The sequence below is a fragment of the Paenibacillus sp. ICGEB2008 genome, from assembly GCF_000307675.1.
GTDB lineage: Bacteria > Bacillota > Bacilli > Paenibacillales > Paenibacillaceae > Paenibacillus > Paenibacillus polymyxa.
Genome location: NZ_AMQU01000030.1, coordinates 49,684 through 62,918, shown reverse-complemented (window position 1 = coordinate 62,918; position 13,235 = coordinate 49,684). Strand labels below are relative to the sequence as shown.

Here is a 13,235-nt window from a genome sequence, read left to right as displayed (position 1 = left end):
TAAGCCTTTCCGTAATTATATCACATAGATATATGAGTGCTTCTCTGTAGCTCTCTTCTTCCTCAGAACGAATCTGAACCTCTAGTGTTTGCAAAATATCATTCGCTTGGCAGGTGACACGCTCGCTTGTATATGACGCTGGAATGCTGCCTGATCCGCTCTTAAGCCACTGAACAGCCTGCTCTGAACCCAATTGTGCAGCAATCTCCAAATACTTCTGCCGTGCATCGGCATCGGTCAGACCCACTCGCATCGCGGTCAGCAGGAACATCTCCATAACCGGGGCGGGAATATCTGAAGGAAGAATATCGGGTCTCACCGTATAATCAAGCCCGTACCTTTTTTCCTGATCTGTATACTTAGCCAAAAATTCATCTTCAGCCCAATGCATTAAGCCTCTGCTCAGCTGATGCCTCCATGCTTCTTCTCGCTTGCGGCTGACCTGCACTTTTGCATCCATTCGATTCAGCAGTTCATTCACCCGCTGGGCGTCTACAGGGTACAAATGAGGATCAAGCAAGTGCCTTACTAAGAAAAAATCGTCCTCTTCCTTTGGCATAGCTCTACTGGCAGGATTGAGCTTCTGCTCCACAAACTGTTCAATAGAGGCTAACAGGTACTGCCGCTTATCTTCGTTCAGCAGCGAGAATGTAAAATGACTGGCCTTATTCTCCAAGACCACCTCCAGATGAAATTCCAGCCGATAACGAAAAAACATAGGACCAAATTCTTCCGAATTATACAGAGCCGCTATCCGTTCTTTGAACACTGGCATCCATTCATCCTGCACCTGCTGGAGCGTCACTTCCTCCGTAAAACCAGGAATTTTTGTGTCTGGTCTACGATGATCCCAATCAAACGGTTCGTAGGTATCCACCCATACCCCATCTCTCTTACAGGTAACTTTTAAGTATTCATGAATCCCTTCGTGAAGGACGCTTTTGTTCTTGAATTCCGCGATGCGCTTTTGCTCAGAAGCGTATCTCTGGTCAATCTCTTCAAAAATTGGATCTATGTAGGCCTGTACCCCCGATGTCATACGATGTGTTCCCCTTTCGTACCCTCACAAATTGTAGTTCTTACATAATTGAGATAGACTAATATTTAACTATTTTATTTCCTGATTATAGCATATCTCTCATTTACATTTGGGCTCCATCCCTATAGATAGAGTGCCGGAAAGCAGGTGTATTCTTCATGTATTGGGTTTCCACACGACACACGCCAGTGGCTGCCGATGAAATGACAAATTTCGAACATACCCATGGCATAACTTTACCAACTCCCTATGCTTCATTTCTCACCCAATACGGGCCAGGCACCTATTGCGGCCTGCTGGTGATTGAACCGCCTGATCCTCAACTTTTGCAATCCTATGCAGATTACGAACTGTGGACGCATGATGATAACTGTCCGATCACCGCGCAACAGCTGGGCGAGTGCGTGGTCATAGGCAGCTCCATAGATGGTGATTTTCTAGCGGTGCATCCTCAGGTCGAAGGCTTGCTTTGGCTACCGCGACATTCGGAAGTCATTACTATGAAGCCATTAGATGTTCAAACCCCATTTACAGATACGCTGGAGCATATACTACGGGATGAATTCGGAAAAACAGAGCCATTCCCCCGTTATTTCGAACCTGTCAGTCTGGACAGAACCGCGACATTCCTACTATTTAATCCCCCGGATACGGCAAAAGCTTACGATCCAGCCAATCCGAATGATCGAATTCCGGAAATAGCTCCGGCATCTATACAAGTATTGGCTCAGCGGTTTAAACAGCATTTTGACACAAACCTATGGATCGAAAACGAGCATACCTGCATGGCTTTTTTCCAGCTTCTTGGCGGATATGTGCGCTTCAACTATGCATATGGACGCGAAGTGGCGATCATTTATGAACCCAAGGCGATAGCACTTCATGATGAAATTCTATCATTCTTGCAAAAAGAGCATTGCCGAGTTGTAGAGTAAGAGGAGGACGAATACGAATGACAGTACATTTTGCATATACCTTAGAAAAGCTGGGAGAAATCGCTGATCGTCTGAGACAAGGTGGAATGCCTGACGTGGCATACCAATGCACGAAGGGGATTTCCGAAGAGGAACTGACTGAGCTGGAGGAACGGCTCCAGATCACTTTGCCTGCCTCCCTGTCTGAATTATTAAAGCGGTGTGGCAGCTTACATCTGCTATGGTGCCTCCCTCAACACTGTATTGTAGTCGATGAATCAGAGTATTCATATGAAGGCAGCCATGACCTTGAACAAGAACCGACTAACCTTGAAGATATTACAGGAGAATTTGGCTGGAATTATGAGGATATTAGCTATTTTACACCCTATGAAGAAGATAACGACTCAGCAGCGGACGAACAACGATATCTTATTTTGAACTATAACGGTGCTGGTGATCCGATCCTGCTTGATAGAGCGACATCCGCAACAGAGCCAGCAGTGTTCTGTTATGAGCATGAGTTGGACCAGTTCACGCTGCTTGCAGAAAGTCTACCTACCTATATAGAAACCATGCTTACCTTGCACGGACTATGGCTGTGGGACTGGTCTAACGTGTTAGACGAGCATGGTATTCAGCTAAATAGCCCGTCGCTGCAGCTGTGGCAACGCTGGTTGGATATGTTCTGCACGATGAAGCTGGAGGATGCCCGGTCGTTGGAGACACTGATCCATTACACCACCATGCACGGCGTAGATCATCCTGCTGTACTGCAGGCTTTCCAGGCCTATGATCCAAAGGATATTTTTCTTGCCTGGGAGCAGCGCATTCAGTGTAACCCAGCCCAATTCGCTACATGGGCATTTTTCGTTGGGGAGACCGCAGGTATTGGGGCTGCTGATTGGGTTCGCTCCTTATGGGAGCCGGACACGGATACCGCGCAAGCATGGAGACCTCCCGCTTCAAATAACACACATGCTAGGGCCGCATTTATCTCGACACGTGCCTATCTATCCGCCCGCTGCCTGCCCGAGCAGGAAGGGCTTACAAAAGTTTACAATGATCTGATACAGCATAGGGCGAAGGATGACAAATTAGAGGGATACACCGTTAGCGGTCAGTTACAGCATTTTCATTCCCCCCAGGTCATTGACTGGATGCGAGATAAGGTCAATCATCCGGTTGATGGCTGGGCAGTACTTTTCGCCTACTCACGTCCTACAGATGAGCAGGTGATTGAATGGCTATCCGGTAGCGAGCTTCATCAGAAAATTGCAACCGAGGCGCTGGATATCATGATTCAGCGCGATCTTCTGCCCACTCTAGAAGCAGACGCTTGGGCTAGCATCTCAAATCTGCTTCATGCTTCTTTACAGCTCGTGGTGCTCAAAAAAGATAAACGTCGCATTGAAGCCGTGCTTCAGCAGCTTTCACATCTGGAACTTCGTTAACACTGGAATCGACGTATGCAGACTTGCATGTATGGGGTGTGAGGATAAAAAATGAGCCGCTGCATCAGCGGCTTATTCCCCGAATGAAAGTATCTATAGTAAATGAAATCAATTCATCATTTGATTTTGCCATAGGAAGTTCAAAATTCAGGAGCAAAGAAGTCAATCCGTGCAGCATACTCCATACGGATCTAGCCATCAGGCGCTCATCTCCTTGAATGATGCAGCCTTCCTCCATAGCGGCTTTGAGTCCGCCCTCAAGCAACTCAAACCCCTTAAAACTCCCACTGTCTATAAGGGTAACCGAGCTTACAGATTCAAGGTTGCTGATAAACAGGATGTTGTAGTATTCGGGATTAGCCATGCCAAAACGGACATAAGCATCGGACACTGTTTTCAGTGTGTCCAGAGCGTTCAGTCCGGCTGCCTGTGCTTCATCCACGCGCTGCTGAAGAGCCTTCAGGAACAAAGCATTCCCTTCTAACAGCAGTTCACGAACAACCGCTTCCTTATTGGAGAAATAATGATAAATAGTCGTTGGTGAATATTCGATCTGATCCGCAATTTTACGCATGGAGACTTCAGCATACCCTTGGTTCAAAAAGAGGGAGCGGGCGGCCTCAATGATTTTGCGGCGGATCTCACTGCTTTCACGTTCTCGGCGTTTGATATGTTTCATGAGTAGATATACTTGCCCTTTCTGCCTTCCCCAGTTTGGCGGCGATACGATCAGCTTCCATTATACCCGAGTTCATAGCTCCTTGAAACCCGCCACCAGGCTGTGTCCAGGCCCCTACTAATGACAGACGGTCCACTGCTGATTTGCGCTTCAGTCTGTTTATGCCGGACTGCCGGACCGTTTGTGCATAGCCATAAACGGCTCCGCCGGGATTAGCAGTATACCGCTGCATGGTGCGTGGTGTGCCCAACTCTGCCACCACGACCTTGCTGCTAAAACCAGGATATAGCTGTTCAAGACATTCCAGTATCTGCTGTGTTACTGCTTTCTTTTTGGCTTTATATTCGGGACGTGCACTAGGCCAGTTCTCCAATCTGTCCAAAAATGTAACAGCGATAACACCCTTTCCCGCTTCATTGAGTGTAGGATCCATGGCGTTATAATTTGTGAGCATCCAGTTGCCTTTCATATACTGGCCGCTCATCATGACTTCATAATCCGTCTCCGAATCCGGCTCGTTACACAGGATTAAGTCTTCTTCGCTGATCCCAAGCTCATGAGGCTCGCATGATAGCCCTAGGTACAGCTGAGTGAGAGACGTACCAGTTTCCAGTCTGGTTACAGCCTCCAGCTCGCGACGGGCGGCATTGTGACTCTCCAGCAGACGGCCATAGGTATGATGGGGACTGATCCCAGACACAACCCAGTTGGCTTTATATACATCCCCTTTTTTCAGACGTACACCAGCTGCTTTACCGCGTTCAAGTATAATTTCAGACACCTGACTGCGCAGGTGAACTTCTCCTCCAACTGATTGAATAGCTTCGACCAGCGCATTGGACAAGGCCTGTGCACCTCCCTGAATGTAGTACGTCCCCTCGAGATGATAGCCGATCCAGGGAATAAAAAAGTACAAAGCCGCCAACCGCTTCGGGGGCAGCCCATAATAGGGCCAGAGTGCAGTGAAGAACTCCGTGAATCGGTCAGACAAGCCAAACTGACTTACAGCCTCCCAGGTGGTCATTTTCGTCCAGCGGAAGAAGGTGCCTGCTTTGAACAGACCCGCCAGCTTACGCCAGGAAGTAAGGGAAGAAAAAGCGGTAAAGCCTGTCTCAAAACGGCGAATGCCCGCGAATAGCTTGTCAATGGCTGCTACCTCAGCAGGAAACATGCCTTTGAGGAGTTGCACATACTCCTGCACATCAGATGGGATATCAATGATCTGCCTTCCCAGCGAATGGAGTAAGGGTGCTTTTTACGGAGAGGAACGATTTGCTGGTCCACATGGCAGTCCTTTAACATCCGACCGAAGCTGCCTTCTTCGAGTCCGCCGACGCCGTGCAAGGAGACATCAAAGGTATATCCCTTTCGTGTGAATTTAGTAGCAAAGCCGCCAGCCAAAGTATGACTTTCAAACACAGCTGTCCGGTAACCCAACGCAGAAAGTCTGGCTGCACAAGACAAACCACCCAGCCCAGCACCAATGACAATAACATCATATTGGTTCATGATTTCATCTCCCTCGTTAACGTCGTTATATAAGTTAACAGTGTTAAGTTAAGGAGATTATATACCATCTCATCCCGGTTGAGAAGGAAAATTTTTTATAAAAACATCCAAAATTGTAGCGCTTTCACTTGTCAGATTCCAATGAGGATGCTATCCTTCAATTGGGATTGTTACTGAAAAGGCAAAACCCGAGTACACTTGTGTACCCGGAGTTTGCCTTTTTTTGATTTGTATGAGTTCCACAGCATACAGTCAAGCATCCTGAGCATATAGTAAGCGCTTTAAAAAAACAGCAAAGGAGATTATCTTATGCAAAAAAGACGTTTCGCCCTTGTTCTACTATCTTTCGTGCTCCTGCTTACGATCTTTTATCCATCCTCCAGCTCTGCCGCAGCAGCCGATGTTCCAGCACCACAGGCAACCCTGCTTACTGAGGTACAGCCTCTGGGTGAGGTTGTTTCTGCCGTTGTACTGAAATACAGCACCAATATTGACGGATCATCCCTGTCGACTTCCAGTTTTCAGGTTCAATCTGTGCTTAATGATGTATACGCAGACAGAACTGTGACTGGTGTATACACCAATGATACTGGTGCCATCACCAACCGCAGCACTTATGGCAAATATGTCGTGATCGAGCTGGATACACAGGATAAAAATGCAAGCACCCTTACTTACGATTCGACAAGCGCAGTCAATCGTATTAATCCGCTGAACTATTACATTAGCCAAAAGAAAGATATTGCAACTTCGAAGAAAACAGTCGTTCCAGCGACTGCACAGACTGTAAAAGCAACCGATAAAGTGACACCCATCGTAGACGATTTTCAAAAAAACACTTTTGAAAATAAAGACGGCTTCAAACTGAACTACTTTACGTTTGAGCCTAAAGTAGAACCTGGCAAAACCTATCCGCTGGTAGTATTCCTGCACGGAAACGGCGAACGTGGTGACGGAAACGGGGTTAACCTGTTAGCGAATGCCGGGGCCGTTACTTGGGCTTCTCCTGAGCAGCAAGCCAAGCACCCATCCTTCGTCATCGCTCCTCAAAGCCCGATTGACCTAGAGCATAAATTTATTTGGGCAGATGAACCGCGCAACAGTGCTGTTGCCGATTTGGTACGTGAAACGGCCTTGAAATATCCGATCGACACCAACCGCATCTATATCGTAGGTATTTCTCAAGGTGCCATGGGGACATGGAGATTGTTAGAAAAAAATCTTGATCTGTTCGCTGCTGGCGTACCAATTGCTGGTCTGACCAACTATGAAAAAGCTGTTAACATGTATGCCCCTGTTGACCCTACACACGTTGAAGTATTGAAGAACGTTCCTATTTGGGCCTTCCATGCAGCGGACGATACCACAGTAAGTCCTAAGAACTCAGAAGAAATGGTTGCTGCTATCAAAGCACAGAACGGAAACCTCATTCACTTCACTGAATACGAAGCAGGGATTATCAAACCTACAGGACACTTCTCCTGGGTTCCGGCTTTACAAAATCAGGATATGATTGAATGGCTGTTTGCACAAAAGAAATAAAAAAAGGCACCTGCCTTCCTGTATACCACCATCAGGAAGGCAGGTGCAATATCAAAATGAGGAGACTAAAAAATTTGACACTGGTATTGCCATTTGCAGTTAACTTGAAGCTTGTTACTTCGCGCGCTTCGCAGCTTTGGTCGTTCTTAAAGCCCGTCTGCGCGTTACCTTGTTCGGACTGCTGAGCTGTCTTCTGGCAGTAGCCACATCCGTTTTAGCCATGTGTAAAGCACCATCCTATTCACTTAGGCTCATATTGGGAGTCTGCGCCTAAAGGCTTAAATGATAATGAGAATCATAATCATTTAAAATTATATAATGAAATTTACGAGCATGCAAGAGATTTTGGGGAAGTATTATCTCGATTAAAAACTTGCGAATCTCCCTTTGCCCATATGAAAGAAGCGTCGGGACAGCAAGCCCAACGCTTTTTTATACTTAATAGCAATTTATACGATGATTAATTAACCTTGCCGCCCTCCACAACCAATTGATCCGTAAAGCCTTCTCCGTAAACGGAGGTCAGTGTGTCCTTATAGGCTTGATGGACAAAATTTTCTTTACCCAACGTAGCCAGTTCGTTGTTGATCCAATCCAACAGTTCCTTATTTCCCTTCGCTACTGCAGGGGCAATCGTATCTTGACCACCGAAGGCTGGAATGCTTACGGTAAAGCCGGGATTGGCCTTAGCCCAAGCGATCAGCTCTGTATTATCGTTCGCAATGGCGGCACCGCGTTTGTCTTTGAGAGCCGAGAAGATTTCGGTGTATTGATCGAATTTGAGCAGCTTGATGTCAGGATAATTTTTCGTGAAATAGGTCTCTGCTGTCGTTCCCTTGGCAACAATCAGCTTTTGATCCGAGCCCTTCAATTGGTCAATCGTGGTGATGGGAGCACTGTCGGGTGACACAATGCCAAAGGATAATTTCATGTACGGGTTAGCAAAATCGACTTTTTCTTTACGTTCATCGGTCACAGTAAAGTTAGCCATGATGATATCTACCTTGTTGGATTCCAAATAGGCAACCCGGCTGGCGGCATCCACCAGAACGAACTCCACCTTCGACTCGTCGCCCAAGAGGTCTTTGGCAAATCGTTTCGCAATATACACATCAAAGCCTTGATTTTTCCCTTCTGAATCTACGTAGCCAAAAGGCGGCTTATCCGCAAATACACCGATTCGAATCTTGCCATTCTTTTTAATGTCCTCAATTGAAGCAAATTTAGCCGAGCCTGAACTACCGTTGGTATTGCCAGCCCCTGCACATCCTGCCAAGCCGACAATCAGCAAGCTCAAAGCCAGTAATAACGTTGTGAACTTCATTCCTTTTCTCATCTGTATTCATCCCCTTATTTGTCAACATTTTGCATCATTCGGTTTCTTTCGCTTCTGGGTGCAATATAGAGACCAATAGAAACATTTCGATCTCTATATTGTGATTGGAAGTCGCTCATGGGATTGATGCAAAATGCTCATATCGTTTCGTACTGAAATATATCCAGAAAGTGCTGGGCACGCTCTGTTTCCGGTTGGGTAAAAAATTGCTGTGGTGTAGTCATTTCACATATCTGTCCTTGATCCATAAAAACGATACGATCTCCTACCGACTTGGCAAACCCCATCTCATGCGTCACGATAATCATCGTCATCCCCTGTTGGGCCAGCTCTCGCATGACATCCAGCACCTCTCTGACCATTTCCGGGTCCAAGGATGCGGTGACCTCATCAAAAAGCATAATTTCAGGATTCATACACAGGGCGCGCACAATCGCAATCCGTTGCTTTTGCCCGCCTGATAATTGTCGCGGATATGCATCCTTGCGGTCCAGCAAACCGACTCGCTCCAATAGCTGCTCCGCTTGTTTAAGCGCCTCCTGCTTGTTTCGCCGCTGAACTTTAAGCGGGCCGAGCAATATATTTTCCAAGACGGTCATATGCGGAAACAGCTCATAGTTTTGGAACACCATTCCGATATGCTGCCGCACCTCACGCCAATTCACTTTTCTATCCGTCAGATCCTGTCCTCTATAACGGATATCTCCGCCCTGAACTGGCTCCAGACCATTGAGGCACCGAAGAAGCGTGCTTTTTCCACATCCCGAAGGACCGAGAATGACCACGACTTCCCCTTTCCTTACGTCCAGACTAATCTGCTGCAGCACTTTTCGGTCGCCGAAGCTTTTGTCCAGCCCTCGAATTTCCAATAAAACCTCCACAGCCTCTTCCATGACACCACCCCATCCTGCTAATTTTGCCATCTGCGTTCAAATCTTTTGGAAAGTCTGGATAACGGATAGCATACAAGAAAATACAATATAAAAATAAAGCCATACACCCAAAAGGATGCCGAAGGCGCTTTGATTACACCAAGCTCAATAATCTGCTGCCCAACCTTGACCACTTCCACTACACCGATCAGTACCACGAGTGACGTGGTTTTGATCATCCGTGTCGCCAGATTAATAGAACCCGGAAGCATTCGGCGCACCGCTTGGGGAATGAGCACATGACGGTATAATTGCCAATAGGTTAGCCCTAATGCCTGCCCGGATTCCACCTGATGCTTAGGCAGTGATTCCAGCGCACCACGTACGATGTCACCAATCTCGGCTGCTCCCCACAGACTGAATACGATAACGGCCGTTAGTTCCCCGCTGATATTCACATTCAGCAAAGGCGTAAATCCAAAATACACGACATACAACCACACTAAAATCGGAATAATGCGAAATGTCTCCAAATAAAATCTCAGCACAAATCGAATCGGTCTTGATTGTAAAGTGCGGAGCAGACCCATCAAAATGCCTAGCAGCGTACCGATAATAATGGAGAGTAATGCAATTTCCAGCGTAACGAGCAATCCCCCTAACAGACGCTCAAAATTCGAACCCTCAAAAAGCACATTAATCCCCGAACTCAGCATATCGCACCTTCCTTTCCACCCACGTCAGCAGCATCGACAAAGGTAAAAGCAGAACGAGATATGCCAATACCAGCAGAATCAACGATTCTGTCGTTTTGTAGTACATACCGATCAGGTCCTTTGCCACATTCATCAGATCTAGTAAAGCAATGGCACCCACAATGGAAGTCTCCTTGAGAAGAAAAATTGCATTGGCTCCCAAAGACGGAATACTGATGGCAAATGCCTGCGGCAAAATAACATATCTCGCCAGTTGTATCTTGGACAGTCCGAGACTCAGCCCGGATTCCGTTTGGGTTTTACTCACGGCTTCGATTCCACCACGGAACGCCTCAGCCATATAGCCCCCGCCCAAAAAGGTCATGCCCACAATGGCACATGTCATTTCGCTCATATGCAGACCTATTTTGGTAAACCCGTAGTACAGAAAATATAACTGTACAAGCAGCGGCGTATTTCGGGAAAGCTCGATATAGGCTACAATAATTCCACTAATTCCTCTCACCCTGTAATACAGCACTATGCTACACAGCAAACCGACGACTAATGAAAACAGAATAGCAAAAAAGGCAATCTTCAACGTCAGCCACATGGCTTCTCCATATAGCGGCAAGCTTTCTACAATAAACTCCCAGTCTAAGTTCATATGTACATACCTTTCAATTTTCAATTATTCCTATGTATTTGCTATGCTTAATAACAATGATTGTATTCCTGCCCATTTATTACGTCAATACTTTGCTGAAAATTTGTCATATTTATCTATGATTAAGAAAGAAAACTGTTATTTCATTTCAGAAATAAATAAAAAAAGCCCAAAATGGATGAATTCCATTTTAGGCTTTGCTTTATGCTATACGATTCATCACACGATCGGCTCTGTAACTACAGGACCACCGAGCTTTTCTACAATTAAACGACTTTCCTCATTTAACCCTTGTAAGGTAATAGATTTACCTGCGTTTCTGTATTTTTGCAGCACCTTGCCAATGGCAGTAACCGCCGAGTGATCCCACACATGTGAATGGCTAAAGTCCACTACAACGCGCTCCGGATCATCCGAAGGTTCAAAATGATCGACAAAATGAGTCGTTGAGGCGAAAAACATCGGCCCTCTGACATGGTACACCTTTGCTTCCTGATCCTCAGTCGCACTGATACGGATTTTAGCCATTTTCCAGCCAAAATGCAGGGCACTCAACAGTACGCCTACGATCACGCCCTTGGACAAATCGTTCGTGGCCACCACGATGATGACCGTGACCACCATAATAAACGTATCTGCTTTGGGAACCTTGGCGATGTTTCGGAGCGACTTCCAATCCACGGTTCCGATACACACCATGAACATGACTCCCACCAATGCGCCCATAGGTACTTCCTTTACAACACCGCCAAGCACAAGCAGCAGAAAAGCCAAGAACACCCCCGCCGTGAAAGTGGACAGTCGTCCTCTTCCGCCTGAGCTTACATTAATGACGGATTGTCCGATCATGGCACAGCCACCCATACCCCCAAAAAAGCCATTTACAAAGTTGGCAATCCCTTGCCCACGGGCTTCCCGGTTTTTATTGCTTTTCGTTTCGGTCATTTCATCCAAAATACTGGCTGTCAGCAGTGATTCCAGCAGTCCAACCAGCGCCATCGTAAAGGAATATGGCAGCAATATCCGCAACGTGTGCCACGACCACTCAATTTGCGGCAAATGGAATGAAGGCAGCGAGCTGGTCAGCGTACCGATATCCCCTACCGTTTTGACATTCAATCCAAAAACATACGTAATGATCGTCATGATGATGATTGCTGTCAACGGGGCGGGAATGCTTTTCACAAATCTCGGTAAAATATACACAATGAGCAATGTCCCCGCTACCATCGCGTACATGATCCAATTGGCTCCATGAAAGTGGGTTAGCTGTGCCATAAAGACGAGGATCGCCAGCGCATTCACAAACCCGGTCATGACCGGCTGTGAAATAAAGCTAATAAAGCGACCAATTCTCAAAACACCCAGCAGTACCTGAATGATCCCAGCCAAAATAGTAGCTGCAAACAAATACTCCACGCCATAATCTTTGACCAAACCAACAACCACTACAGCTACAGCCCCGGTTGCTGCCGAGATCATCGCCGGACGTCCACCTGCAAAAGAAATGACAATCGCCATCGAGATGGAGGCATACAGTCCGACCATAGGGTTGACACCTGCAATGATGGAGAAGGCAATCGCCTCTGGTATCAATGCCAGCGCCACGGTCATGCCCGCAAGTATATCAGCCCGGATATTACCGAACCATTGTTGTCTAAGATTCATACTGTTTCGTTCCAGCCTCCTATATTCACAGAGAACAGCATTTTGACCCGCAACCCGATCTTGCTTTGGGCATCCGTCCAGCGGTCAAACACTAAGGCTCTCCTATCATTCAGCTCGTCTCTCTCAAACGAACCCCTTCCGTTACATCCAGTCCATCATTATAACGCAAGGGATTCGCAGAGACGAATGAGTTAAAAGGCTGTTTACAGAATGAAAACGTCTATTTACTTGAAATAGCGCCCGTTTTCTTTATCTAATTCGTTTTCTTATATTTAAAATTTTCGTAATTGCTGCACAAGCTCTGATAGGGATTCAGCAATCTCTGAGTCCGCATAGCGCTGGAGCAAACTCTCAAAATCAGGCAGCGCTTGCTTTAGTAACCGACAGCTATAGACATAATAGCTCCAAAAAGCTACCGGATCATAGCCACGTGCTTCTTCCTCTTCCCACTCCACTTCATCATCTTCTGGAGCGCTGTCTACCGGCCACAAATATTTCTCTTCTAGCAGCATAGTCAAGGATTCTACAGACTTCTGTGAGTCCGCTTGTAGATTTTCCATGTCCAATGCTTGAACAACCGTATGGTACAAATCCAACTCACTCAGCGTGATATCCTGCGGGCTTCTCGCATGCATATTCCGCAATAAGAATAGTAGCGCCCATGGGGTAACCTGCCACAATGTACCTTGATGCTCTATCAGATCAGCGATGGCTGCATACTCCCTATTGGATATCAATTGCGGCAATTCCGTGCCCCTACCATAAGGAGTAGTCAGGCGGTGCCACGGTACATCTGTAATTTGAAGAGTATTCATTGAGACAGTGTTCATCTTATGAGTGTCCATGACGCCTCCTTTGTT

12 protein-coding genes and 1 pseudogene are annotated in these 13,235 nt (G+C 46.6%); 3 read left to right on the top strand and 10 right to left on the bottom strand.

The window, feature by feature from the left end; translation table 11 throughout:
- Positions 1 to 1,039 (bottom strand): DUF6138 family protein (locus C400_RS0124825; RefSeq protein WP_017428610.1); only part of this gene is annotated, 1,039 nt, incomplete at its 3' end.
- Between the two features lie 158 nt (positions 1,040 to 1,197).
- On the opposite strand from C400_RS0124825, the gene C400_RS0124820 reads away from it, so the two are divergent.
- Entirely contained in the window at positions 1,198 to 1,974 is a 777-nt protein-coding gene (locus tag C400_RS0124820) for a hypothetical protein (RefSeq protein WP_016822824.1), read from the top strand.
- Between the two features lie 17 nt (positions 1,975 to 1,991).
- On the top strand, positions 1,992 to 3,407 hold the full coding sequence (locus tag C400_RS0124815) for an SMI1/KNR4 family protein (RefSeq protein ID WP_017428609.1): 1,416 nt from the start codon (positions 1,992 to 1,994) through the stop codon (positions 3,405 to 3,407).
- A gap of 64 nt (positions 3,408 to 3,471) precedes the next feature.
- Here C400_RS0124815 and C400_RS0124810 read toward each other — a convergent pair whose 3' ends face one another.
- Complete coding sequence (locus C400_RS0124810) at positions 3,472 to 4,086, bottom strand: TetR/AcrR family transcriptional regulator (protein WP_016822822.1); 615 nt, start codon at positions 4,084 to 4,086, stop codon at positions 3,472 to 3,474.
- Positions 4,058 to 5,595, bottom strand: a pseudogene (locus C400_RS0124805) (phytoene desaturase family protein). The gene C400_RS0124810 and the pseudogene C400_RS0124805 overlap by 29 nt, the downstream one beginning before the upstream one ends.
- A 309-nt stretch (positions 5,596 to 5,904) precedes the next feature.
- Here C400_RS0124805 and C400_RS0124800 point away from each other — a divergent pair.
- Positions 5,905 to 7,137, top strand: coding sequence for a PHB depolymerase family esterase (locus tag C400_RS0124800; protein WP_017428608.1), 1,233 nt, complete (start codon positions 5,905 to 5,907; stop codon positions 7,135 to 7,137).
- A 114-nt stretch (positions 7,138 to 7,251) separates the two neighbouring features.
- Here the strand turns inward: C400_RS0124800 and C400_RS27225 are convergent, their stop codons facing one another.
- The 7 genes from C400_RS27225 to C400_RS0124760 all read right to left on the bottom strand — a co-directional run bounded on the left by C400_RS27225 (position 7,252) and on the right by C400_RS0124760 (position 13,220).
- Positions 7,252 to 7,359, bottom strand: coding sequence for a putative metal homeostasis protein (locus C400_RS27225; protein WP_017428607.1), 108 nt, complete (start codon positions 7,357 to 7,359; stop codon positions 7,252 to 7,254).
- Positions 7,360 to 7,597: 238 nt separating this feature from the next.
- Positions 7,598 to 8,473 carry a cysteine ABC transporter substrate-binding protein gene (locus C400_RS0124790; protein WP_017428606.1) on the bottom strand — a complete coding sequence of 292 codons (876 nt, stop codon included), beginning with the start codon at positions 8,471 to 8,473 and terminating at the stop codon, positions 7,598 to 7,600.
- Positions 8,474 to 8,610: 137 nt separating this feature from the next.
- Positions 8,611 to 9,366 carry an amino acid ABC transporter ATP-binding protein gene (locus C400_RS0124785; RefSeq protein WP_017428605.1) on the bottom strand — a complete coding sequence of 252 codons (756 nt, stop codon included), beginning with the start codon at positions 9,364 to 9,366 and terminating at the stop codon, positions 8,611 to 8,613.
- Positions 9,367 to 9,383: 17 nt separating this feature from the next.
- On the bottom strand, positions 9,384 to 10,061 hold the full coding sequence (locus tag C400_RS0124780) for an amino acid ABC transporter permease (RefSeq protein WP_016822816.1): 678 nt from the start codon (positions 10,059 to 10,061) through the stop codon (positions 9,384 to 9,386).
- Positions 10,042 to 10,707: an amino acid ABC transporter permease gene (locus tag C400_RS0124775; RefSeq protein WP_016822815.1), complete on the bottom strand. Its 666-nt coding sequence runs from the start codon at positions 10,705 to 10,707 to the stop codon at positions 10,042 to 10,044. Before C400_RS0124775 ends, C400_RS0124780 begins: the two co-directional genes overlap by 20 nt.
- Positions 10,708 to 10,926: 219 nt before the next feature.
- Entirely contained in the window at positions 10,927 to 12,375 is a 1,449-nt protein-coding gene (locus C400_RS0124770; protein ID WP_016822814.1) for a SulP family inorganic anion transporter, read from the bottom strand.
- A gap of 272 nt (positions 12,376 to 12,647) precedes the next feature.
- A complete protein-coding gene (locus C400_RS0124760; protein WP_026065517.1) occupies positions 12,648 to 13,220 on the bottom strand; it encodes a hypothetical protein in 573 nt (190 codons plus the stop codon).
- Positions 13,221 to 13,235 lie beyond the last annotated feature (15 nt).

Coding starts and splice junctions, on each gene's coding strand:
- C400_RS0124820 (WP_016822824.1), top strand. CDS start 1,198: ATGTATTGGGTTTCCACACGACACACGCCAGTGGCTGCCGATGAAATG.
- C400_RS0124815 (WP_017428609.1), top strand. CDS start 1,992: ATGACAGTACATTTTGCATATACCTTAGAAAAGCTGGGAGAAATCGCT.
- C400_RS0124810 (WP_016822822.1), bottom strand. CDS start 4,086: ATGAAACATATCAAACGCCGAGAACGTGAAAGCAGTGAGATCCGCCGC.
- C400_RS0124800 (WP_017428608.1), top strand. CDS start 5,905: ATGCAAAAAAGACGTTTCGCCCTTGTTCTACTATCTTTCGTGCTCCTG.
- C400_RS27225 (WP_017428607.1), bottom strand. CDS start 7,359: ATGGCTAAAACGGATGTGGCTACTGCCAGAAGACAGCTCAGCAGTCCG.
- C400_RS0124790 (WP_017428606.1), bottom strand. CDS start 8,473: ATGAGAAAAGGAATGAAGTTCACAACGTTATTACTGGCTTTGAGCTTG.
- C400_RS0124785 (WP_017428605.1), bottom strand. CDS start 9,366: ATGGAAGAGGCTGTGGAGGTTTTATTGGAAATTCGAGGGCTGGACAAA.
- C400_RS0124780 (WP_016822816.1), bottom strand. CDS start 10,061: ATGCTGAGTTCGGGGATTAATGTGCTTTTTGAGGGTTCGAATTTTGAG.
- C400_RS0124775 (WP_016822815.1), bottom strand. CDS start 10,707: ATGAACTTAGACTGGGAGTTTATTGTAGAAAGCTTGCCGCTATATGGA.
- C400_RS0124770 (WP_016822814.1), bottom strand. CDS start 12,375: ATGAATCTTAGACAACAATGGTTCGGTAATATCCGGGCTGATATACTT.
- C400_RS0124760 (WP_026065517.1), bottom strand. CDS start 13,220: ATGGACACTCATAAGATGAACACTGTCTCAATGAATACTCTTCAAATT.